Origin of the sequence: Acetobacter aceti, from assembly GCF_002005445.1 — a bacterium.
Classification (GTDB): domain Bacteria; phylum Pseudomonadota; class Alphaproteobacteria; order Acetobacterales; family Acetobacteraceae; genus Acetobacter; species Acetobacter aceti_B.
Genome location: NZ_CP014692.1, coordinates 636,762 through 660,614, shown reverse-complemented (window position 1 = coordinate 660,614; position 23,853 = coordinate 636,762). Strand labels below are relative to the sequence as shown.

Below are 23,853 nucleotides of genomic sequence, written 5' to 3'. Positions count from 1 at the left end.
AATTTACAAAATATTATGTTTTAATAAAAAAGCACCACACAAAGCGATGCCTTTTTATTATTAACCAGAATATCCACACCCACTCCCCAGTGAAAGGATACCAAACTTAGGAATAATTTCATTATGGTAGACAAATACGAAAATTACAAGAATAAAATAAACAATATTCCAAAATATTTTATGGAAGGAAACGACTACAGAAAATACACCAAATCAAAACGAAACAAAGCCATTGCTTCTGGTATCATAGATTTCTCTCATCGTTATAATTTTTCATCGTTATTTTTCACACTAACAAGCGAAAAATACCAAGACAGTAAAAAATTATCGAGATGCGAAATTAACGACAAACTCACCAAAATCAGAAAACAGCTAACCAAATCAAATATCATACACTTCGGTATAAAATCACTCGAAGAGCATAAAACAGGAATCAAACACACTCATATACTCATGTTCGTCAGACCTGATGAGATGGAACAAACGTATAATGCCATTCAAAAGCAGATTAACGAGAAAACAAACATAGATAACAGGAACATTCAGCACGTAAAAAAGTTTACGGAACAAAATATAACCAACTACATCATAAAATGCACTGTAGATAATGATGATAAAAAACGCATATCCACTATAAAAAACAGTTCTGAAATATCTTTCTTCGGAATCAAAAAAGGAATTGTTACCATATGGAATAATATATTTAAACAGAACTTTGAAATATCACCACACAACGAAATGCTCAAAACATTCAACAGATACAAAAATATCAAATGTCACATCGTTAATAATCGTTATTACCGTGCTCTCGATGACTTGGAATGTTTCAACGAGATAAAACACACACTCACAAATAACTACGTTCAGAGATTAAAAAATATCGTCTCTACCGTCAATAAAATTAGGAAAAACAGACACAATTACCAAAAACTAGTTTTCCTTAGAGCGAGTAATGAAAGAAAACATCGGATATATATAAATAAAAAGGTATCGGATTTCTATTTTGTTTTTATACGTGGTCCACCACTCAAAACATTTTACCAGCTATCTCAAAACATTAACCAATGGAGGACTTATAAAATGATATATTATAACAAAACAAACAACAACGGAACAACAACAGGAATACCGCCACCATCTTCATGGCTGGATATTGTGCAGTTTCTTGCGGTTCCACAGGTCGCAGACCTTGGCCAGTTGGAGCGGGTTCATCCCGTTCCATGCCTGGCTTCATCATTCTGTAGCCCTTTTTGTTCTTTTTATGTTCGTATTTCTTGACTTCCGAGTGTCCCCTTTGGTTCAATAAAAGTATTCATATGAAAGGATGATAACTGAACGGCGGGAGAAATCAGATGGATAAATACAAATGTGAGATACTAGCAAAAATAGCGGAAACAACAGGTATCGGTATTCACGAACTATTCTCGCCCCCCATCCCACCGCTTCATATGATTTCCCGTTGTAACCATTCAAGGAGCGGTTTCTTCGTAAAAGATGTAATTTTCTTCGATAATAATCTGTTCCAACACGAAGCAACCATAATTCTTGATGGCTTACCAAAGAGGACCGATGGACCGAGAGAAGAAGCTATTCGGAAGCTGGTGGCCGACCGATACGGTTCAGTCTCCCATAAATTCAGATTGTATTCCGCCATCATGAACGACAAAAACACGTCGCCAAAATCACTATCTGACGGCATGAAAAAAGAGCTATGGAGCTACTGGCAATCAATTCGACCAGATTGTATTTCAGCCAGATATTGGAACAATGACTTCATCCGATACCTAAACGGACTGACGCCTGAGCAACAATCTCAAGCAATTTATGACCAGCGAATTGCAACTAAAAAGCTGTTCTCGCTCCCGAAAAGAAAGAAACCACAACCGTCCAGACGCTCCCTGCTCCTGAATATTGAGTCCACAGGAATTTCAGATTCAGACGAAGTGATTCAAGTCACCATCACAAGCAAATCAGGACACAAAATCTATATCAACTCATTGTTGAAGCCATCCGTGCCGATGACAGAAGGCGCGACCGATGCGAATGGTATCACTGATGACATGCTCTCGGGCTATCCAACTATTTGTCAGATTGTGGACGAACTCAAGAGCATCACAAAGAAATGCGAACTGGTCGCCTACCGCATTGATTTCGATATTCGGCTCCTTCGCCAATCGCTGGTGTCTCACGGGCTAGATACAGAATGGCTCGATAAGCTCAGCAAATCCGATACAAAAGAATATTGGAATTATGCTCACTCTGCCGGGAATAGTGCGCGTCGCATCATGCAAGAACTGGCGTGATTTCGTCCCTTGCCAGCGTTGGTGACAATATAAAAGCCAGGCATGGAACGGGATGAACCCGCTCCAACTGGTCAGGGGCTTTGCCCCGTGAACCCCATAAGAAAAAAGGAGAACATAAAAATGCCCACCACATACGCTCAGAGATTTTATATAAAGTCATCACCTGAAGAAAAACTATGCTGGAAACAGCACGCCAAGGCACTCGGACATAATGGTATCGCGCCGTTAATGCGTCAGCTTATGCGTGAATCCGTGGCAACAGGCAAAAGAGGCGACGAAACCCGCACAGAGTTGCAAAATATCCAATTAGAACTATCAAAGATAGGCAATAATATAAATCAAATTGCGATACACGCGAATACTCAAAGACAAATGGAAGAAATTAGCGAAGAACTAAGAGAAATCACACGGACACGAAAGCAAATAAGTAAACTTGTCCATGGAATGAGGTGCAATTTATGATAATAAAAGGTGGTCCAATATTATCAAAAAACGGACACGCAGACACAGCAGACCATATATTTAATGGCCCAAAAAACGAGAGAATTACCGCATTACAGGGCAATCCGTTCATTATGCAGGACATGGTCTTTGATGCCAAAAATTTCGGATTAAAGTATGGTTTTCATCATTTCAAAATATCACCCGATAAACTTATATCACGCGAACAAGCATATAAAGATTTCGAAGCAATCGCCAAAGAATATAGCTTTAATTTATCGGATGCCGTCATTGTCGAGCATCAAAAGCAGAGAAGCAAAAAAGATAATAGTGCAATACATTGGCACTTAATCGCACCACATTTTAATCACGTCACAGGCAAGGCTTTAGATTGTCGCAATTCGTATAAGCGAAATGAGAAATTAAGTCGTTTATCAGAGATACGAACAGGTCAGACAATCATACAGGGGCGACATAATAAAGCGGTCTTTTATGCTCTGGAAAAAGAAGGGAAAACCGCAGAAGCCCAAGCCATCCAGCATATTACAACAGGCGAATTGCCTTCCGCTTCTTTCAGTGTGAATCAACAGAGAAAAGCAGAGCGTGCAGGCATATCTTTGCCAAACGAAAAAGCCACAATAGAAAATATCTGGAAGGCTTCGGACGGACTTAAAGCGTTTATCTCTGGTCTTGAGTCTGAAGGCTTTACGTTTCAAGCTGGAACAAAAAAAGACACATACATCATTGAAAAGAATGGAACTTTAATCGGTTCCGCAAACAGACTTTTAAAAATGAAAAAGGGCGAATTTGCCCAATTATATAAGGAGATGAATAATGTTCAACTGGATGAAAAAGAAGCCCCAGCAACAGCCAAAAAAGGACTCATCAAGAAGGCCAGCAACCGACAATCAGACGACTACGAAAACGAACCGAGCGACCAGCACGATGACGCAAGAGCAGAAGCAACGGCAGGAAATGCAGAAAGCTACATACTCAGAAGCGAAGAAAGCGCACGACGGAACAGCGGAAATCCTGAGCCTGATGCAGGAAGCGGGCGACGGGCAGAACCCGATAGAATTATTGCAAGAGAGCCTGAATCAGATTCTAAAAAATCAGGATCAGCAGACACACGCAATCAGCGCAATGCTAAAAATGCTATCGCAACAGCAAAAATCAACGGACTGAAATCAATAAAACTTTCCGATATTTCACACGTTCGCATTGTCGATGATGATTATATTGATGAGATTAAGACACGCTTGAAACAGATAAAAGCAGATGACGCGGAATATTTTGACGGAGTTTATAAAAACCTAAAGGCTCAAAACCGCGAAGTTTACAAATATAATAAATCTATTGATAACGATGCAATTTCTCTCATCATTGATGCAATTTGTAGGATTCTCTTTGGATACACTATTAAGCAACAAAAAGCTCAGCCGTTGCCCGTCAGCTACCCACGGATAGAAAGTCCCGTTGACCGTGAGGCATTTGATGCAATGAAACCCAGAGACCAGAGAAGCATTATCTTTAATGCTCTTGTGCAGTTCCGTGCATCATACAGAAGGCATGACAACTTTAATAAGCGATTCAATTTACCAAGCGATTTTCCTGATTTTCAATCATTTCTAAAAGCTTATGAAGGTGATTTTATGGCTGATGAGATGGCGAATATGTATCCATCTATATACATCCGTGAGCTTGAAAAGAGCGAAAGCGAGCAGGACAAGATGACAGCGAAGGAGCTTAGGAAGCTGGAAGCGGGCGAGGTCTCACAATATACACAACACACGGCCAGCGACCTGAGAGAGTGCATCTGTTCGATACACGGAGAAATCTCCGAAAGCATGAAGCTGGAAGCAGATAACAAGAAGCTGGACGAAGCCCTGAAGGCTCAGCTTGAAGAGTGGAATCAGATGCAGTCCGTCAAGAATCCACGACAGCAACCCGAACCGAGCAATATTATACAGTTTAAAATATAATTTTTATTCTTCCTATGTTCGGAAAACTGTAGTTTATCGAATGCATGTGTTAATATGGTAATTACCTTATTTTATCTATTCGTTATTTTATTCGGAAATGAGGGTTAATTTTTATGATTTAAAGGAGTATTTCAATGGCAATATATGGATATGCACGAGTTAGCACAGTTGAACAAAATGAAGGCTTGCAGATTGATGCTTTAAAAAACCAAGGCTGTAAAAAAATATATACAGATAAGGCAAGCGGTTCAAAATCTTCACGTCCTGAACTTGATAAAATGTTAAAGAAGATAAAAGAAGGGGATACCGTCATAATATGGAAGTTAGACAGGCTTGGACGCTCAACCGTTCACCTTGCTAACTTGCTTGAAGATTTGAGAATTAAAGGCGTTTCTGTTCGTTCAATAACTGAAGGTATTGACACTTCTGGAAATCTTGGACGTTTCCTTTTTACAATTCTTTCAGGCGTTGCAGAGTTAGAACGCGAAAACATAAGGGAACGTGTCAACGCAGGATTGAGAAATGCCAAAAAGAAAGGCGTCAGGCTTGGACGTAAAGAGAAGTTTCAAGAGAAAGATAAAGCCTTGATTAGAAGGCTTCACGGCCTTGGCGACAGCTATACAAAGCTTTCCCGCCAGTTCTCGGCTTCTCGTTCGACAATATGGCAAATCGTCAACGATGCGGAAAAAGCCACTTTTCAAGATGGCAGACAAACCGACCTTGAGGACGCTCTATAAAGGTCTTGATTTTCTACAAAGGTCTTCTACATTCTTCTAAACACATAGACTTTAAAAGTCTTTTATATCAGTGTGTTAAGCAAGCGCGTGCGGGATTGTTACTATTCGAGTCCCGCAGTTCGCACCACTAACTTATTGAAATATAACAGTAAAATGAGAATTTGACGGGTCTGCGGGATTTTCCCGTTTGTCTTCCCAGACTGGGAAACGCAGATGCTCCGCCTCATTGGCTCTCATTACCATTTCCGCCGGGCTGTGCCCGTTGCCGTTCAGGCCAGACTGGGCCGAACCGAAATTTCTCTCTCTTTGCAGACTCAGAGTAAGCTGGTGGCCCGTGAACGGGCAGCAGCCCTTTACGCCCGAACAGGCTTACTTTTTGAGAAGGCAAAGACGATGGAGACCGACCTGTCCCGTGAGGAAATGATTACTCTCCTTACCGAACAGGGCAAAATCATCGCGGAACAGGAAGAACTCCTTACCCTTGCCGATGATGCCTTCCGGGCCGAGAAACGCGCCCTGCAAGCCGATCACGCCATGACTTTAATGAATCAGGTACAGAAGGAAGGTGCTTTCATCTCTTTCGCCACAGACTCTCTCAAGGCACTGGAAGCCCGGCTTCAAAGCATGATGCAGAAAGTCTTCACAGACAGCGCTGTGAGCAAAAAAGAAAAGGACATGCTGCGTGAGCAGATCAAAAACCTCTCCACCCTGATTGTTGATCTTGGCAAACATCGCCCTGCTGCTCCGGCAGATGCTCCTATCGGAAGCCCGGTTGAGGATGAACAGCCCAAAGCGCGCAAGCCGACCTCTCCGCCTCTTTCCGTAATGGCAGAAAAATTTGTCTTTGCTGACAAGGACAAGAGCGAGGACACCAAGAAAGCCACACGCAAAACCGTAGCCCTCTTCATCGAAGCTTTTGGTGACATGCCGGTGAAGCAGATCACGGGCACGGTTGCTGGGGAATTTTTCGACCTGCTCTCTGATCTTCCTGCCACTCATGGCAAAGGAAGAACCGGCCTTCCCATTCGTGAAGCCGTCGCGCAGGCCCGCGAGCGAGGGCAGGAAATAGTCAGCGGGAAGACGGTGAAAAACCATTTCTCCCGTCTGTCCGCCTTGTGGATGCATCTTGTGCAACGAGAGATGGCTGACCGGAATCCATGGGCCGGTTGGGATTTTAACATCACCAAGAAAATCGTACGGCGAGGCTGGACAGATGATGAACTGACACTGCTTGCCCATACACCATGGAATGGCACATCGGTTTCCCACACCACATGGACCGGGATCATCAACGTTGGCATGTTTACGGGAATGCGTCTGGGCGAAATCTGCAATCTGAGAAAACAGGATATAGAAATTATCGAAGAGGTTCCGTGCTTTCATGTTCGTCCTCACCCAGAAGATAACTGGTCACCCAAAACGTCAGCAGGCACACGGATCATTCCCATTCACTCGCATCTACTCGCCATGGAAGGGCTCGACCTGCTCAGAGATACCGGGGAGCACTCCCTGTTCCCTGACCTCACGGTTTCATCGACGGGTGAACGCGGGGATAATTTTGCGCGTTCTTTCTCAAAGCACAAAAAACGACTTGGCCTTCCAGACGCGGTAACATTCCATTCCTTCCGTCATACAGTCAGTACGAAACTCAGAAACCAAGAGGCGCATATTCGCGAACTGTGGATCGATACTGTTTTAGGGCATGAAGCGTCTCATAAATCACAGGGAACGATGAACTACACGAGCGGGATTGAAGTCGCCAATTTGAAGCAGGTCATTGAAGCCCTGACCTATCCGCCCGAGTGCATCATGCCTTTCTGAAAGCCTTATGGTGACAGTATCTTTTGCATAAAAAGAAAAGTTCGGAAATCAGGCATCTGAATAGGTTACCCTTACAGGGAGCCAGCAGTGTCAGACGGCTACCCAAAGGGTAGCGTCTGACAGCTGGTAAGGGGGAGAAATCTCCCCCGTTAACCCCCTCTTTCAGGAGAACCAGTTATGCCCGTTGCCCGCACTTCCCGTCTTTCTGTCAGAGCGTCACCCGATGAACTGGTGCGCTGGAACCATATGGCCAGCACTCATGGTCATACCACAACCGCCCACTGGATACGCTCCCTCCTGACCAGTGCAGAACTGGCCGGGCATGATGGGCCACGCGTTCCCGATGAACTGCGCGGGATACGTCATCAGCTTTCCCGTGTTGGAAACAACCTTAATCAGCTTGCCCATTCTGCCAACTGTACCGATGCCGTGCATTGCGGGGCGGTGCTGGACGAGGTTGAAAAGCTGATCCAGAACCTTGACCACCTTCTCCCCCGCTCACGGAGAAACCGTCCTGACAGGTCTGCCGCTCGCAGGTGCGACAGGCCAGCACTGACCCTGCACTGACTGTTTGTGGTCATCCCCATGATCGTCAAAGAAAGCCGGATCAGAACAACGAGTGGCGCGGGTGCTTTGTCCCGCCATGTGCTGTATGGTGCGAAGAATGAAGCCATCCGGGTTCTGGCGGGTTCGGACTGGCTCATGCGTGATGCTATGCGCGAAGCCAGACGTGAGGGGCTGACATACGGTCTGCGCCATATCGCCTTCAATCCTGACGAGGCCATGACGGATGATCAGCTTTCGGACTTTGCCCGTCGCCTGTGTGAAGAACTCCATGCCGACCCGGAACACCTTACCCTTGTCGTCCACCAGAAAGAAGGCAGCACACACGGGCACCTGATCCTGCCCGAATGGCAGGGAAACCATGTTCTGCAAAGCCGGTTCACATGGATGCGTCTGGAGAAAGTCGCACGGCTGGAGGAAATCCGGCTTGGTCATGCTCTCGTACCCGGAAGGCATGACAGGGCTATTGCCAAAGCCCTGCGCAGAGAAGGCCATCATCAGGCAGCGGAACAGGTCGCAGTCCTGATCCCTGCACCTGAGAGCGCCAAACCTCGCGCCGCCTACACATCACAGGCCCGACGGATTACGGAACGACAGGGGCTTGACCTCCCGGCGATGAAACAACTGGTCAGCGCCCTCTGGTCACAGTCGGACGGGTTAAAATCATTCCGGGCGGCGCTGGCGGAACATGGCCTGACTATGCGGGTAGGTGATCGAAAAGAAACACGCTCCGGCGCTCATATCATTGAAACCACCGATGGAACGCTGATTGGTAGCTTTACCCGGCTGACAAAAGTGCGCATGGCGGAATTCCGAAAGCTGCTGGCAAAAGAACACTCAGCAGAACACGAAAAGCCGCAACTAGATATCAGAAGTACCCGTGTTCCTGTGCGCGTGACATCGGAAAATGGCCAGACCGAGATATTATCAGCCCCTACCTCCCCACCTGCCAGAAAAAGAGAGCCGAAACGCATTTCCCTACCACGCAGGAATAAAGCGATTGACGCACTCAGGCGCAGGCAGATGGAGGAGGTGGACAGGCCAGCAGTCATGCCACACACCCCGCCGAAACCATTGTATCCGCTGATTCTCAGCGCTGAAGAAGCCCGTATCCGCCGTCGGATCAGGCGGGCTATTCTGGACCAGCAGGCCATTCTTGACCAGAAAGCCCCGGAAACGGGCTGGGCACCTCTGGACCGGGAAACAACCATTGCAAAATGGCGGGAAAGCCTCACACCCTATCAGATACAGTTGCGCACCAGTTTTGAGTGCTATGTCACCGCCCGAAAAGAATGGAAACAGACCACAGAAAGCCGCTGGCAACGTATGACCGGACACGCCGGAAAACTGGAAAAAATCTGCCAGCGGCTTTTGCTCGAATTTCTAGAAGTCCTGCGTTTTGTCGTACAGGCATTGCTGCATGTTGTCGGACTGCGCTCTACACCGCCAGAACCCGTCCGGCCTGTTCTGACGGAGAACGACAGACCAGCCCTTGAAGATTTCCACAAACGGCATGATGCCGAATTTACCGCCATGGCTGATCAGGAAAAACTTGAGGTCTGGCTCTCATACCGCTTTGACAGGCTTGTGCGAGCCAGACAGGAGCGCATCCAGCAATGGGACAAGGCCCACCGACCTGAAAAAGAACAGGCAAGGCAGGAAATCTCCCGCCTTCGTTCAAAACTTGTCATTCTAAAAGGAGTGACGAGAAATATGCCTGCTCCTTCGTCCCAACCGGTTATCGAACATTAACGCGCAGCCAGTTTTTCACAGCCTCACGTGCGAACAAGCCTGTCTCAGCACATGGTCAGAGAGGTCAGTCTTTCCCTGATGAAAAGATCAACCATCATCCGCAGATGGCGCAGGTCACCCCGAAAGTGCTCCTGCAACAAGACTTCCTCGACACCATCAAAAGTGATCCACCTGCGATCCAGCCCCATCTCTGTCAGAATTGCTTCCGCCATCTGACGAGACAATCCAATAGCATGTTTTCTGTCTGGCGACGGCACATGCACAATCTGACACCTGGAGCGAAGAGGAAGCGGTACCCTCTCCAGCACATTGGCAGTCATGACCCAACGCACACGGGACAGATCGACCTCGGCATTCAGACAGATATCACGAAAAGTTCTGGCTTCACCGGGCTCAAGAAACTGGAGCAGTACATTCTTGATGCTACCATTTCGTCCCCCTTCTGGTGATTTGTCGATCTCATCGAGAATGATGCAGGGATTGGCAATCTCATGTCTGGCCATATAATCCACAATGACCGAGGGCTTCGGGTTCGAATAGGTCGGATGCGTACCCGTGAACGCCATTACATCGGACAGAGCCGCGACATTCATGGTCATGCAGGGATAACCCAGCATTTTATGCCAGACACGCGCCAGCGTTGATTTGCCACATCCCGGAGGCCCGACCAGCATTACGGGACGGAACGCGCCAGAGACCCCTAGCGACATGCGTGTCAGATCAGCCATTACCAAAGCATCGATTGCCGCCAACGCGTGGGGAAAACGCGATTGAAGAGCTAATAGATCAGACTGCACTGTGGTTGGCTGGTGTATCCTGACCGGAAAAGCCAGCTTACGGGCTTGTTCATAGGGATCTGCTCCCCCATGACGATCCGCACTGACCGCAGGAAAGCTATATCCCTTCTCCAGCAGACGAACATACCCGCCATCCGGGACACCTTCGGCTGACCGCAGGCTTTCATTTTCGTAGCGTTTTTCCCTCGCTGCCCGCATAAGAGCCGTGCGACGACGAAGAACTTCGGTCAGTGTGGGGTTAGGTTTATCCCTTGTTGAGTGGTTATCAGGCATACTGGCACCTTTCAGATAAATTGCCCAAACGTTCCCGCAGGAGCGTCTTATCCGAAGGCTTGCGTGATCTTGTTCACGCGGACTGAGATAATAACGGCATCAAAAAACAAAAATAAACTCTCAATACCTCCTTTACATGACATATTTTTTGAGAAAAATCAATTCTAAAATCGTTTAATAACCGTCTCCTCCAAAGCAAAATTTTAATGAATAATCATCTTACGGCAATTATCAGAAAGCCACTTTTGAGAGGACTGACCCGCCTGTCTGCTTCGCGGTCATCGAACAGACAGGCAGCTAGGGGGGGGAGCGGATAGTCGGTTATCGGCAAGCGATAACTGAAAGCAGCCATTCTTTGCACTCATATTCATGCCTGCTATTACGCTGGTCAGGCTGATCGTACCGATGCCGGAAATGGGATTTGCCAATGCGTGACAGCAGGCAACGCCGCCACGGCCTCCCTTATCTGCAGAACAACTTGAAGACACACGATTTTATGTGCTATACTCATTAAATCGTGTGTGAGTGGCGCTGTGACATACGACGACTTCATCGCTGAACTGAATAAGGCAGGGCTGACCGTCCGGCGCTTTGCGGATCTTATAGGTATGCAGCCGAACTCGGTTTCGAACAACAAGAAGAAGGGAGAGATACCGATACATCTTGCTGTTATCGCCAGCCTTCTCGCCGAGATGACACGCTGCGATATCGATTACAGTCCTATTTTTGAGCGCTTGGCACCCGGCAAGAAAAAGCCACGTGGCGCAGCGAAGTCCGGCAAATTTGCCGGCGACCCGCAAGGGCTGTTGGAGTTGGACAAATGATCCGCCGTTCAGCCTGTACCGCCTCAATATTCTTAATATGTTCCGCGATACGGATGCCTGTCCCATGAACTGCGAGGAGATGAAGCATGGCAGATAGCTTTGCCTCGCATTGGCGAGAGGCTCTCGCTCTCGATCGTCGGACGGCGCCGGAATTTTACACTTCCCCCTCCGATGTGGAGCCGGGACCGCATGCGGATGCGATCCGTTTCGCCTTGTCCGATCTCGGACTGGCGGCTGTCTTCTGCATCGAGGGCGTTCCGACGATCGGGTTTCTGAACGAACCGGATGTCTCGCTTGCCCAGATCGACGAACTGCATCGGGTTCTCTGGAACCAAGGCCTGATGAGCCTGCTGCTCGTCCTCAAAGAGGATGAGTTGGTCGCCTATTCTCTCGTCCAGCGGCCGTTCCAGCGTCAGGAAGGACAGCAAAACGATCCTCGGCTGATCACGACACTCTCACGGCTGTCCGATGCGTTGAAGCTACGGGAATTGATCGATTCCACGGAGTCGGGGCGGTTCTGGTTCGAAAACGACTCATTCTTTGATCCCGACGATCGCGTCGACAGCGTGCTGCTCTCGAACCTGCTGGAAGCCTTTCGCGACATGCGCGGCGATCTCGGTGGTGAGGCCGCGCAAGCGTTGCTGATGCAAACGATGTTCATCGCCTATCTCGAAGATCGCAAGATCATTAAGGAGTCGGTGTTTCGGGATGCCTCCGACAAGACATGCTCCAGTCTTGCGGAGATACTGGAGTCGGATTCCCCGATCCATTTCGAAACGCTCTTCATATGGCTGAAGGACGCCTTTAACGGCAACCTGTTCAATGCGCCCTGCGCTTTCGAGACAGGCGACGCGACGCCGCCGAAGCTGGCGGTACAGCATCTTCGGACTCTTGCGCGCTTCCGGCACGGGCGGGAGGAAATGGCATCTGGCCAGCTGCGCCTGTGGGGCTACGACTTCCGCTACATGTCGATCGGTCTCATCAGCGCGGTCTATGATCGCTTCCTGAAAGAGGAAGCCGAGAAGAAGAGCGCCGACGGGGCATTCTATACACCGATGTTCCTAGCGGATGTCGTCGTCAACCAGCTTTGGGACGATCTGTCCGACGAGCAGCGAGCGAAGGGCGTGTTCTGCGATCCAGCATGTGGGTCAGGAATTTTTCTCGTTCGGCTGTTCCAGCGCCTCGTTGCCCATCATTGCCGGATCAAGAAAAAGCCTCATGCCGCTTGGAATGAGTTGAAGTCCATCGCGCGGCGGCTGCATGGTGGGGACATCAATTCCTCCGCCGTGCGTGTGGCTGCATTTTCACTTTATATCGCGCTACTGGAACAATCGAATCCGCCCGACCTGCCGGCTCTCCTCAAAGCCGGGAAACTCCTGCCATCGCTCTACGGCGATACGCTGCTCCCAGCGTCTGATTTCTTCGCGATTGCGGATTTACCGAAATTCGATGCGGTCGTTGGCAATCCGCCTTGGAAGGGGCGGAGTGGTCAAGTCACGACCGCTCAAACTTGGGCAAAGTCCAATGGATATCCCAATCCTGCCAAGGATATAGCCTGGGGCTTCATCTGGAAGGCTTTGAGGGTCGTCAAGTCGGACGGCCTCGTCGCGTTTCTTCTGCCCGCGATGGGCGTCCTGCACAACACCTCGCAAGAGGCTCAGGATGCGCGGCGGCGGCTTCTTCGTGATGCGCGCGTGCGCCGGATCGTCAATCTGTCGGACCTTTGCTTCCAGTTGTTCGACGGTGCGCAGCGACCGACCGCGTTCGTTCTCTACGCGCCAGCGGCTAGCGACCAGCGCCCCTATCGCTTCGAATATTGGGTGCCGAAAGCCGATCTCAATCTGCGCCTCAAGCGCATGATGACCTTGTCGCGTGCGGATCGTCTTCGTTTCCGATCGGATCTGATGGGCGAGGACACGACACTATTCAAGCGTCGGCTTTGGACACGCGGCCCGGAGGAAACACTGCTTCAATATTTGCGGACAATTCCTTCACTGAACACCTTCATCAAGGAATATAAGGAGGTCCGGAAGGCTAAAGCCACGGTCGATCGAAAGACTGACTGGATCATCGGGCAAGGCTTCAAGCCTGCTCAGGAAGATCGGCTGAACGATCCCGTGTACGACACCACCACGGCGGAAATCGTTACCCGCTTTCCATATTTGAACGCCCGTGCTTTTAGGCCGGTAGCTCTTCCGACGATCGGGAGCAGTTCTTGGTCTACAGCAACTGTACATCGCGCTGGGTTTGCCGAGGGATTCGTTGGCCCACACATTCTGATCCCACAAGGTGTCGAACGCTCAATAGGGCGCGTCCGTGCGGCGTATTCTGAGCAGAACCTGGTATTCCAGGATTCCATCCAGGCAATCGCTTTCCCCAAGGCGGAAAAGCGATCAGCGAAAGTCCTGACGGCCGTTCTCAACAGCAGTCTGGCGGCCTGGGTCTATTTCCACGATACGGCAAATCTCGGCGCCGACCGTGCCAAGGTTCATCAGGGCGAATTGCTCAAGCTACCATTCGATACGCCGGAAAATATGCCCGATCCCGCGAGAGCGGTGATCGCAGAGGAGAAAATTGTCCAACTCATTGATCGGGAAATTGCGAAGGCTGACGAATTGCTTTCGGTGCAGTCAGACCCCCTCAATGAAATCGATCAGTTGGTCTTCGATTACTACGGTCTGGACGCGCATGAGACCGCTTTGGTCGATGACACATTCCGTTATGTCATTCCGGCGATGCAACCACGGCGCAGCGCCGGGTTGCAAAAGATCTGGGCTAACAGCAAACACGAACACCGTGCCGATTATGCCTCCACGCTGTGCGACGCCCTCGCGCCCTGTTTCCGGCAACCTATCCAGGCATCGCTCGCCGCGAAGTCTGGTGACGTCGCGATCCTAAAACTGACGATCCACGCCACTAGCGATGGATACACGGAGGAAGCCTTCCCCGATGTGGGGCAATTCCTTCAGTTAATTCAGGCACATCTGCCGGTGCGGTTGCCTGGAAACGTGCAGGTGGTGCCGGACCTTCGCTTCGTGATCGGAAGCGACATGTATCTGGTCAAGCCAATGCAACTCCGGCATTGGATGAGATCGACAGCATTGGCGGATGCGGAGCAGATTGCGGCTGAGTTCACAGCCGCCATTGCTCGTCACGGCCGGACCGGTGGTGATTATGCTGGCCGGTAGTCTGGATGAGTGGCTCCCCCATTTTCGAGGTCTTGAAGAGCGCATGGCCGATGCGGTCGAAGCCGCCTGGCCCATCTGTATAGCGCCGCTTCAATCGAAAAAGAATGCGATGACGCACGAGGATCACATCACTGAGCACCTCGTGCAAGCACTGATCCGAACGAAGCGGGTGCCGGGGCGGATCATCTATCAGTATACGTTGCTCGCGGAAGATGCAGGTGGCAATGTGTCGGCGCCGAGCAATATCGACTTCGTCTTAACCGTTGGGGATGACGAGGACGTCTATCTGGCCTGCGAATGCAAGCGGCTGAATGTCCCGTACAAGACAGGCGTGCGCGGACTGGTCAGCGAATATGTCGATGAAGGCCTGATGCGGTTCGTGACCGGCCAGTATTCCAGTGGCCTGCCGTTAGCGATGATGCTGGGTTACGTGATGAATGCGAAAACGGATATAGCGCGGCGTGGCGTTGGAAGGATTATGGCGCTGCGTTCGACTGCGATAGGCCTCCAGTCCGAACGCGATGCTGCTGTCGCCAGCGGTCGGCCGCTCCGCTTTCATACAACACACGCTTGCATGTCAGGGCATATTATCGAAGTGGCCCATATTTTGCTGGCATGGCGGTAGATTGATATCATCGGATACGATGAAGATGAAACCAGTGACGGAACTGTCACGTTCGATAGGTCCGCACCCTTCACGAGCAATCGCCGTTCTCGGCGATTGTTTGTGCCTGACTGAATCCTTCGCAAACGCGAATTAAAACCTACTAATCCCGTTCCCTGCTCCATTGGCTTTGCCAAAGCTCTGAACATTGAGTGACGGAAGCCGCCCAAAGCGGGAATTAGAGGGCTATGGAGTAGGTGTAGTTCTCATCGATATCCCGCATGAACCGCCTGATGAAATTCGAACCTCGACCGAGTAGGACGTGTACGCAAGTGCGTAATCCGCAGTTACCAGCAGAGCGTTGAATGTTTCAATGTCGGCTTTCGGGAAATTCTCCCAACCGCCTATATGTCCAGGAAGAGGCGTGAGCCGACATTAAACAATCACCCCCAACGCAACCGACATGCTCTCAACAACGTTTAGTGTCCGAAAAACGGTCGTTTCTGGAAGCTTGTCAAGCCACATCGAACTGACTACGGCACCACTGTCCCTAAAACCTGCTTTTTGACACGCTATCGCCCGCACTGGACCGTGCGCCAGATCGTGCTCCGACTGACCCGAAAAATTTTTGCAATTTCTGCCAGTGACCTCCCGGCCTGCCTCAACTCACAGACATGCTTTTTTTGACGGGACGTCAGGATAGGGCACCTCCCCAGTCGCTTTCCGGCCTGACGCGCGGCTTCCAAGCCCGCTCGCGTCCGCTCCCGGATAATCTCCCGCTCAAACTGGGCAAAGCCTGCAAGGATGGTCAAAAATAACTGACCATTGGGCGTACCCGTCTCAATCCCAATATTCAGTATCCGCACACGAACGCCGTTTTCTGTAAGGCTTCGTACCAGCCCCATGACATCGACGGTATCACGTCCAAGCCGATCCAAACGTGCCACCACCATACTATCCCCCTGCCCCAGCCGGTTCAGTAGAACAGACATTCCAGGACGCTCCATCGCAGGAATCCGACCTGAAACAGTATCGGTGATGATCTCCTCAAGCCCCTCCCTTTTCAACTCAAGAAGCTGAGGATCATGACTCTGTTCATCGGTGGAAATGCGAGCATAACCATAACGCGCCATCGTTTGTGTCTCCTTATGTAAACGGGACACGTTTTTGGGACACCATTTTACTCCCTTCGCTCTTCGGAAGCCTTCCGTCCCAAAAACGACGGATTCTGACTACGGTTCGATCATTTTCCGAGACTTGTAGTGCAACCATAGCTGTTCTTGAAACCAACCCGTTTCTGCCAGGCATGGTTACATGCTCGCCTTGATAAGGCCCGCCTCCTATCTCTCAGCATACGCCCAGAAGGTAAAGTTACATGAAGACATTGATTGCCATTTTTGGTGGCACATTGCTTTATTGGATATGTGCTCTTCTCTATCTCGGAGTTTTTAATAGCGGGATGCGAAGCACCTTTGCTGACGTTTCAGAGTCCAACCCCAAACCACTCAAAGCGTACGCGCGTGCCAAAGATATCGTTACTATTTACGGAAATGTAACAGAAATAGACCAGTCCATAAATGTAGGTTCAAAATATCATCCAGAATATCAACATATAAAAACAGAAGATAGATGTGGAATATTCACTTTTGAAAACAAATACTCAAAATATAGATTTAAAATTGGAGTATATACTTACACTTCTACATCAAGAGATACAAAAGACATTTTGGTAACATCAATTCCACAAAAAGATGATGATTACATGCATATCGAAATATCTGATGGTTCATGCTCCGCTCATATAACGCTGGATAAGCATGAAACCCACACCATGCTTTATGGATAAGACCCATGGATATGGATATTGATATTGACGGTAACACCTATTGGTTCTGCACTTTATCCGGTGAAATTTCCAGTGTGCGGAAATGGTCAACCACAACCGTAACCACATCGGGCGGTGGCGGCTACATCCACCCAAAATACGGTGGGTTCATCAATCCTCCTGCGGTCAACACCCAAACCCAGAACCATCAAAAATTCTGGATCGTCTCTCCTGATGGCCGGGAAACAGAAATCTACCTGAATAACTTCTCATGTCGGGAAGGTCAGCAGGCAACAATCATATGGGGCGCACCAAAAGGTGCCAAAACAGGAAATTATCTGGCAATAAAGAATGATACTACGGGAGATGTTTCATTCTTCGACAAGAAGAACTTCATGTCATCTTTCAGTAGCATATGGATGGACTTTCTCAAGGTGAGCGCAATATATTTCGCTGCGATCATAATTGTTGCGATTATTGTTATGCCGTTATCTGAAGGATTTTATTTTGCTTCAAACAAAGAGCTTGTCAGCTATGTCTGCGGTTTCTTTTTCCTCGGCATGTTAGGCATCGGCTTGATCCATGCCTTTACCAGCCAGATCATCCAACTCAGTAAATATCAAACCATCGTCTACGAAACATTGGAAAAAATCCAGAAAGCCAATGTTTAAAACGCATACAAAGACGCATTCAGCGGAGTTTATAAAGCCATAGAAGACCTCAAACACTATGAAGGCTAAACCTGTGCCAAAACAACAATCCCTTTTAGTGGGCTTGCTTCTTGCTATGTCTGCTACATCGCCTGTTCAGGCACAGACAAGCAGGCAAACGACAGCACCAGCCCGTCCTCACGGATGTATTGCTGATGGCGCAGCCGGGGCTGTGGCAGGCCACTTCGTGTGCTCTGGTCATTCCGTAATGGGTGCAATCGCAGGATGTTCGTATGGCGCGTGGCAACATCACAAATGGAAAAAGGGAATGAAGACTTATGACAGTCAAAAACGCACAATTATAACGCCTTCGGACAAGAAGTAGGTCACCTTTTCAAAGCCAGACGGATAACGATCTATAGGAAAACATGCTGACCGTCCAAATTTATTCTATCGTCCGGAAGTCAGGCCTTCACTCACTATTGAGCTATCCTGACAACACGATGGACTGTTGATTTACTGACTTTGAAAATTGCAGCGATTTCCCGCAGAGACATGCCATTTTCCGATAAATCACGAATATGGCCCTGCTGTCGCTTTGTCAGACAGTCTGGACGACCGAGCTTTTTTCCCGATGCCCGGATTGCAGCGAGCCCGGCACGTGTTCGCTCCCGGATCAGTTCACGTTCAAATTCTGCAATCGCCATGAGAATTGTTAAGAACATGCGGCCATTGGGGGTACCGGTCTCTGCGCCGATATTCAGTATCCGCACCCGAATACCCTCTTCATCCAGCATCCTCAGCAGATTCAGGACATCCACAGTATCCCGTCCAAGGCGGTCAAGCCGTGCAATCACGAGGCTGTCCCCCCGTTTCAGCTTGCCCAGAAGTTCCGAAAGCTGAGGACGGACACGGGCCGGGACAGAGCCTGAAATCACCTCTGTGACAATTATTTCCACCCCTTCACTCTGGAGCGCGAAAATCTGGGGATCATTCACCTGTGTGTCAGTTGAAACCCTTGCATATCCATAACGTGCCATATGGCTGCTTTCGACAATGACCCAACAGGCACGCCTGAACGGCATACCGGAGAGCGTCATCTATCATCATCATCGTTATATGTAAACATATTTGGTTCCATACGATATTATTTATGTATATTATTGAGGTGTATCCCTTAAAATCCAGAACAGAATTTACCTTGGCTTTCTCTCGTAAATTGCCATTTTTGCGCAGCATGGTAGTAAATACGAAAGCACCACCGTATTTTCCAAAGGTTCGTTTTCATGTCCATTCTGCTGGCTTCGCAGTGTCGTGCTGCCCGCGCCATGCTTGGCCTTTCCCAGAAAGACCTGGCGCAGCTGGCTGAGGTGGGTTCTAGAACACTAGCTGATTTTGAGACCGGCACACGCTCGCCCCATCACAGAACGCTCAAAGCGATCCGGCATACACTGGAGGCGGCAGGAATCCTCTTTATTGGTGAGGAAGGCAGTCTGGGGCCGGGCATCAGGCTCAATAGCAATGAACACCCAGCACTTATGTCAGATATGGAACAGCATGCCCCTGAGGTTCGGCAAGAACTCAACCCCGGCGCTTTCCAGTAACCATATAGTTCATTCTCTGCTTATTCCACATGCCCAACCAATATAATGCATGGCACCATCCTGCCTTCATCTTTGACAGAAAGCTTAAATAAAGCACGCGGCGATAGCCATAAAATTAAGCTTGTGATAAAAACCTTAAATATGGATCATTCTACCCTCCCATGTTGAAGGTTTTCGCCATGAACCGTCAGGATTTAATGGGGGGCATCAGAGAGTGTCTGACCCGCCTGCCTCCCCCTTATGAGAGCCATTATGGCGTTGTCCCACCTGCTCCACCTGAAAGTGGGGTATATCTGGACGACATCACAGCCCTGCACTCCCAGGCGATGGCTTCTCTGGGGCAAATTGCAGAATGGGCACGGGCGTCAACTGATCCCTATCTCATTAGCAGAACCCTCCGCAGCAGGGAGGCCGTCAGCAGTTCCGCGATGGAAGGCACCCACAGCACCCTTGATGAACTGCTGATCGTTGACGAAGACGATGAACAGGCCACGCAGGAAACACGCCAGGTCAGGGACTATGCGCTGGCCCTTGAAAAATTCCTGCCTCTGGCCGCTGCATCCGGCAGGAGCGTTTTCACACTCGACACCGTGCTGGCACTGCATCGGGAAGTCATGAAACATGACTCATCCTATATCGGCACTCCCGGAGCATTACGAACGACCGTTGTCTGGATTGGTGGCAGCAGACATAACATCGCCTACTCCATCTACAACCCACCCCCGCCTGACCGGGTGCCCCAGTGTCTTCAAGACACGCTCGATTATATGGCGGGGGATGGCATGCAGATGATGACGCAGTCACTCATCACGCGGATTGCTATCGCCCATGCCCACTTTGAAGCTGTCCACCCATTCAGGGACGGCAATGGGCGGGTTGGCAGGCTTCTGATCCCGATGATGCTGGCAGCGGAACAAGAGCCACCTCTCTATCTCTCTTCCTACATTGAAGCGTACAAACAGGACTATTACGACGCGCTGAAACAGGCGCAGCAGAAACTGAACTGGCTCCCCCTGATTGCCTTCATGTCACAAGCAATTATTGGGACCGTGCAGGAATTCAAAGCTGTCAGGAGTGCAACCGAGACGCTGAAAGCGGAATGGCTGGGCAGACGCTCCTACAGAAAGAACTCCGCAGCGCTGAGAGCACTGGATGTTCTGGTTGATTGTCCTGTCATTACAGCGACACGACTTGGGAAAATTCTAGACATTTCTGCTCCTGCAACCAAGACTGCGCTGGAACAGTTACAGGCCGCTGGCATTCTGGTGGAACGTACCGGATATGCCAGAAACCGGATATTTTCTGCCCCCGAAGTCATGGCAATCATCAATAGACCATTCGGGGAAAGAGAACTGGATTCACCGGCATAAACAGGTTAAATATGACCCCATCAAGTTCCCAGACTGTTTAACCAATTCTGGGAACTCAGACACTAACCGGAAGACAGCACGTCGCATTCTTTTTGCTGTTTCAAGGAGTTAGAAACGTGTCACTGCGGGTTGGCCCGGGTTCGAGTCCCGCAGTTCGCACCAGTGAAAAATACCCCTTGAAAATCAATGACTTGCAAAGAAAAGCGTCACAGCCCTGTAGCCGTGCGTCATACCTCTAGCGTCACACCAAAGCGCCATTCAAAAGCAGCTTCGCTGCCAGAGGCCGAAGGTGACATGCAGGGTATGACCAAGCGGGGCAGCGTCTATTATGCTCGCCTCATCATTCCAAAAGATCGTTGGGCCGATACTGGCCGAGTCACAGGAGCCCGCAACGGAACCCGCAGAGACATTGTGAAGTCTCTTGAGACCAAGGACTATCGGGAAGCCCTCCGGAGGCGTGACGCAGCCCTCTCAGCTATGAGGGAGGCCATCAATCAGGCTCTGTCTGCCCACAATCTGCCTCCGCTTCAAGGCTCTTGGTCTCCCTCACTGGGCAGCAGCCTCCAGACACAGATACTCGAACAGGCTCTGAAGGCCCGCAAAGACCTTGCTGGTGCTGATGACTACCGGACACCCGAGTATCTGAATGATGACCCGTCAGAAGGTATCGTCGTCAGTGAGAGCTTTTCCTCTCGTGATTTTGGGGCTGATATCGTGAATGAGGCGCTTGCTCAGGCAGCCAATCGGATCGCAGCACAGTATCCGGGCTCCAAAGGCCAGCGAATGGCTGATGAGGCGTATCACCAAGCGCATGACATAGCATTCGGTCTGACCACACCCCTGAGCATCCTTCTGGATCGCTGGCTTCCTCAGCTTGAAGGGAACGTCACTCAGGAGCTCATAGACAGACACCACCGGGGCTTCTCTCGCCTTGGTCAGTATCTTGCAGAGTCTCAGGGTAGCAAGACCTCTGACCCGGAAGGCTTTGTCCGCACCATTGCCATTGAAACCATAGACAAGAAGGTAGTCGGTCATTTCAGGGAATGGCTGGAAGCATTGCCCGGCATCGGTCCGCGTGTGGTAGCCAGTCACCTGTCCACCATGAACACCTTCTGGAAATGGGCCGAACAGGTTGGTTATGCAGAGACCAATCCGTGGCAGGGATCGACGCATGGCCTCAAAAAGAAGATCGCCAACCCGAGGAGGGCGATGACACGATCGGCGTCACGGCGCAGCCGACGCCTGTTCAGCCGTCTCATGCGCTACCGGGTGAGCAGCGTCCGGCGCAGACGCTGCCAGGGCGTGCGACACCGCCGTCCGTGCAGAGCGACGTGGAGCCGGGTCAGGAAGCAGAGGCGGATCAGGGTGCCGGGAAGTCAGCGCCTGTCGTTCCGCCTGCCTCCACGCATGTCGGCCTGAACCTTGGTGAAATTCTGGAACGTCACGCGCAGCGCGTTGGCAAAAGCGCGATCCTCGACATGCTGGGGCAGCGTGTCGGCGGTGAGATCGAGCAGGCTCTGTCTGCGATGAGCGCGCCGATCCGCAAGGCCGTGCAGACGTCTGACAGTTTCGAGGATCTGGAGACGACAATCCGGAAGATGAAACTGCCGACCGACCAGATGACGGCGGCGCTGGAGCAGGCCAACGCGCTGGCGTTCATGCTGGGCGATGCGGCGGCGCTGGAGGCGATGGGCAGCAGCGGTGATGACGGCGACCCACGCCAGAACCCATGAGATGCCGATACGCCGCGATTTTTCGATGACCGTCACGTTATGCGACAGCACCTCCTGAATAACCCGCTGCTGATAAGGCAAGAGCGGATCACGGACAGGATCGAAAGCGTCGCTCACTTCCTAATCCCGAGAATGCGCGCTTTGACCGCATCGATTGTCTCGTTGTCCCAGCCCCGCTCTTTTGCGGTCTCAGCAATCCCTGCCGCCGTTTCCTCTCGGATGCTGCGTTCGATTTCCTCACGGATACGCTTCTGATATTCGGCATCACCCTTGGCTGCGCTCACGAGATGCGACACGGTTCTCGCCAGCTTTTCCATATCGGACGGGCTGTTTTTCAGCCCTTCAATCGCAGCCGGATCACCATCTTCGCTGACAGTGAAAAGATCGAACACCATGGAGTGCATCAGTTCGATATTCAGCTGCGCCGTCTTGGATGCAGGCTCCTTGCCCGTCTCACGAAAAATCGCCTCAGTTATCTCGCGGGATCGTCGGAGACGTTCCGCGATCGGAGCCTGCCTCTTCACCCATCGACCCACGGATGACCGACTGATATGCACGACCTCAAGCTCTGTCAGCTTGGTCATGATCTGGTCAAACGTGAAGCCTTTTTCATTGCGCAGCCGCAGAATCAGCTCGCGGATTTCAGACGGCAGCTTATCAATGGAAGAGGGACGTTGCATAGGATCAGCTCGCCAGCGCCTGCGCCACACCGGAGACAATCTGCTCGCCCCGCGCGACGCGCTGCCCTGTCGGCGTCAAGACAACTTTCCACAGATCACCGTCGGATTTCATCAACTTCTCGATCCGCAGGCAGCTACGCCTTTCCAGAAACACCAGATCGTCACGCAAGGTGTCATGATCCGTATGACGACCACTCTCCAGAACGGCCCGCAGCAGCACATCCTCGTTGAGCATGCAACTGCTCATCTCGGACAGACTTTCCAGCACACTCCTGCGCCGGTCACCCACAATTGTCTCAGAAACACTCATAGTTTTCGCTCCATGTGACCCCGCACAATCACGGCCACCATCTGCTCGGTTTTCCTGCCACCCTCACTGACCACAGCCAGCGACGTCTCAATGCGCTGGAGCGTCGCCTTCAGATCTCGCTCCAGCGTTTCGACACGCATCACCGCACCTTCATTCCGACCGAGTTGCACGGCAAACGCCGCCAGCGAGCCAAAGCGCATTTTCAGCGCCGCCTTGATCTCTTCGGCGTGCATGCCTTTTCGATGTGTTTGTGTCATAGTGACGCTCCTCAAACCGGGGCGGTGCCAGCCGCCCTTTTCTCAACCCCCAAGACCGTCATTTCTGCCGGTCGTTCGTTTCTGGAAGTTCTGCCGGTGAGAATACACCACAAACGAGAACAAGAAACCCCAAATGTG

General features: G+C 50.4%; 23 protein-coding genes. 16 read left to right on the top strand and 7 right to left on the bottom strand.

Annotated elements, in window-relative coordinates:
- Positions 1–123 precede the first annotated feature (123 nt).
- From A0U92_RS02965 to A0U92_RS18160, 8 genes are all read left to right on the top strand, one after another.
- Positions 124–1,278, top strand: a complete 1,155-nt coding sequence (locus A0U92_RS02965; RefSeq protein ID WP_077811936.1) for a replication endonuclease — start codon at positions 124–126, stop codon at positions 1,276–1,278.
- Positions 1,279–1,352: 74 nt separating this feature from the next.
- On the top strand, positions 1,353–2,303 hold the full coding sequence (locus tag A0U92_RS02960; protein ID WP_077811935.1) for a 3'-5' exonuclease: 951 nt from the start codon (positions 1,353–1,355) through the stop codon (positions 2,301–2,303).
- A gap of 120 nt (positions 2,304–2,423) precedes the next feature.
- Positions 2,424–2,765, top strand: coding sequence for a MobC family plasmid mobilization relaxosome protein (locus A0U92_RS02955; protein ID WP_187668846.1), 342 nt, complete (start codon positions 2,424–2,426; stop codon positions 2,763–2,765).
- The gene (locus A0U92_RS02950) at positions 2,762–4,726 is read left to right on the top strand and encodes a hypothetical protein (protein ID WP_077811933.1); all 1,965 of its coding nucleotides are present in this window, start codon (positions 2,762–2,764) and stop codon (positions 4,724–4,726) included. The genes A0U92_RS02955 and A0U92_RS02950 overlap by 4 nt, the downstream gene beginning before the upstream one ends.
- Before the next feature lie 134 nt (positions 4,727–4,860).
- Positions 4,861–5,463: a recombinase family protein gene (locus A0U92_RS02945; protein WP_077811932.1), complete on the top strand. Its 603-nt coding sequence runs from the start codon at positions 4,861–4,863 to the stop codon at positions 5,461–5,463.
- Positions 5,464–5,676: 213 nt separating this feature from the next.
- The gene (locus tag A0U92_RS02940) at positions 5,677–7,284 is read left to right on the top strand and encodes a DUF6538 domain-containing protein (RefSeq protein WP_077811931.1); all 1,608 of its coding nucleotides are present in this window, start codon (positions 5,677–5,679) and stop codon (positions 7,282–7,284) included.
- Positions 7,285–7,461: 177 nt separating this feature from the next.
- Entirely contained in the window at positions 7,462–7,851 is a 390-nt protein-coding gene (locus tag A0U92_RS02935) for a MobC family plasmid mobilization relaxosome protein (protein WP_077811930.1), read from the top strand.
- An 18-nt stretch (positions 7,852–7,869) separates the two neighbouring features.
- On the top strand, positions 7,870–9,600 hold the full coding sequence (locus tag A0U92_RS18160) for a relaxase/mobilization nuclease domain-containing protein (protein ID WP_236748242.1): 1,731 nt from the start codon (positions 7,870–7,872) through the stop codon (positions 9,598–9,600).
- Between the two features lie 44 nt (positions 9,601–9,644).
- On the opposite strand, the gene A0U92_RS02925 is transcribed toward A0U92_RS18160, so the two are convergent.
- Complete coding sequence (locus A0U92_RS02925) at positions 9,645–10,670, bottom strand: AAA family ATPase (protein ID WP_077811929.1); 1,026 nt, start codon at positions 10,668–10,670, stop codon at positions 9,645–9,647.
- A 533-nt stretch (positions 10,671–11,203) separates the two neighbouring features.
- Between A0U92_RS02925 and A0U92_RS02920 the strand changes: the two genes are divergently transcribed.
- From A0U92_RS02920 to A0U92_RS02910, 3 genes are all read left to right on the top strand, one after another.
- Positions 11,204–11,494: an XRE family transcriptional regulator gene (locus A0U92_RS02920; RefSeq protein ID WP_187668845.1), complete on the top strand. Its 291-nt coding sequence runs from the start codon at positions 11,204–11,206 to the stop codon at positions 11,492–11,494.
- Between the two features lie 86 nt (positions 11,495–11,580).
- Complete coding sequence (locus tag A0U92_RS02915) at positions 11,581–14,682, top strand: HsdM family class I SAM-dependent methyltransferase (protein WP_077811927.1); 3,102 nt, start codon at positions 11,581–11,583, stop codon at positions 14,680–14,682.
- Positions 14,615–15,307, top strand: coding sequence for a hypothetical protein (locus A0U92_RS02910; RefSeq protein WP_149026363.1), 693 nt, complete (start codon positions 14,615–14,617; stop codon positions 15,305–15,307). The genes A0U92_RS02915 and A0U92_RS02910 overlap by 68 nt, the downstream gene beginning before the upstream one ends.
- 551 nt (positions 15,308–15,858) lie before the next feature.
- Here the strand turns inward: A0U92_RS02910 and A0U92_RS02905 are convergent.
- Positions 15,859–16,419, bottom strand: coding sequence for a recombinase family protein (locus A0U92_RS02905; RefSeq protein ID WP_149026362.1), 561 nt, complete (start codon positions 16,417–16,419; stop codon positions 15,859–15,861).
- Between the two features lie 242 nt (positions 16,420–16,661).
- Between A0U92_RS02905 and A0U92_RS17130 the strand changes: the two genes are divergently transcribed.
- Positions 16,662–17,132 (top strand): hypothetical protein, encoded by a 471-nt coding sequence (locus A0U92_RS17130; RefSeq protein WP_149026361.1) that lies wholly within the window; start codon positions 16,662–16,664, stop codon positions 17,130–17,132.
- A 5-nt stretch (positions 17,133–17,137) separates the two neighbouring features.
- A complete protein-coding gene (locus tag A0U92_RS02900) occupies positions 17,138–17,782 on the top strand; it encodes a hypothetical protein (protein ID WP_077811925.1) in 645 nt (214 codons plus the stop codon).
- A gap of 458 nt (positions 17,783–18,240) precedes the next feature.
- Here A0U92_RS02900 and A0U92_RS02890 read toward each other — a convergent pair whose 3' ends face one another.
- Entirely contained in the window at positions 18,241–18,861 is a 621-nt protein-coding gene (locus A0U92_RS02890) for a recombinase family protein (protein WP_236748241.1), read from the bottom strand.
- 186 nt (positions 18,862–19,047) lie between these two features.
- Here A0U92_RS02890 and A0U92_RS02885 point away from each other — a divergent pair, with 186 nt between their 5' ends.
- The 3 genes from A0U92_RS02885 to A0U92_RS02875 all read left to right on the top strand — a co-directional run bounded on the left by A0U92_RS02885 (position 19,048) and on the right by A0U92_RS02875 (position 22,154).
- On the top strand, positions 19,048–19,365 hold the full coding sequence (locus A0U92_RS02885; RefSeq protein WP_077811924.1) for a helix-turn-helix domain-containing protein: 318 nt from the start codon (positions 19,048–19,050) through the stop codon (positions 19,363–19,365).
- A 161-nt stretch (positions 19,366–19,526) separates the two neighbouring features.
- Positions 19,527–20,735, top strand: a complete 1,209-nt coding sequence (locus A0U92_RS02880) for a Fic family protein (protein WP_236748240.1) — start codon at positions 19,527–19,529, stop codon at positions 20,733–20,735.
- Between the two features lie 186 nt (positions 20,736–20,921).
- The gene (locus A0U92_RS02875) at positions 20,922–22,154 is read left to right on the top strand and encodes a DUF6538 domain-containing protein (protein ID WP_149026360.1); all 1,233 of its coding nucleotides are present in this window, start codon (positions 20,922–20,924) and stop codon (positions 22,152–22,154) included.
- Here A0U92_RS02875 and A0U92_RS17635 read toward each other — a convergent pair.
- Genes A0U92_RS17635 through A0U92_RS18155 form a run of 4 tightly spaced genes read right to left on the bottom strand, consistent with a single transcriptional unit; the run spans position 22,112 to position 23,715 of the window.
- Positions 22,112–22,585, bottom strand: coding sequence for a hypothetical protein (locus tag A0U92_RS17635; protein WP_187668844.1), 474 nt, complete (start codon positions 22,583–22,585; stop codon positions 22,112–22,114). The two genes, A0U92_RS02875 and A0U92_RS17635, sit on opposite strands and share 43 nt — an antisense overlap.
- Positions 22,582–23,148, bottom strand: a complete 567-nt coding sequence (locus A0U92_RS02865; protein WP_077811921.1) for a phage protein Gp27 family protein — start codon at positions 23,146–23,148, stop codon at positions 22,582–22,584. The genes A0U92_RS17635 and A0U92_RS02865 overlap by 4 nt, the downstream gene beginning before the upstream one ends.
- 4 nt (positions 23,149–23,152) lie before the next feature.
- Positions 23,153–23,458, bottom strand: coding sequence for a hypothetical protein (locus A0U92_RS02860; RefSeq protein WP_077811920.1), 306 nt, complete (start codon positions 23,456–23,458; stop codon positions 23,153–23,155).
- Positions 23,455–23,715 (bottom strand): helix-turn-helix domain-containing protein, encoded by a 261-nt coding sequence (locus A0U92_RS18155; RefSeq protein ID WP_077811919.1) that lies wholly within the window; start codon positions 23,713–23,715, stop codon positions 23,455–23,457. Before A0U92_RS18155 ends, A0U92_RS02860 begins: the two co-directional genes overlap by 4 nt.
- Between the last annotated feature and the right edge of the window lie 138 nt (positions 23,716–23,853).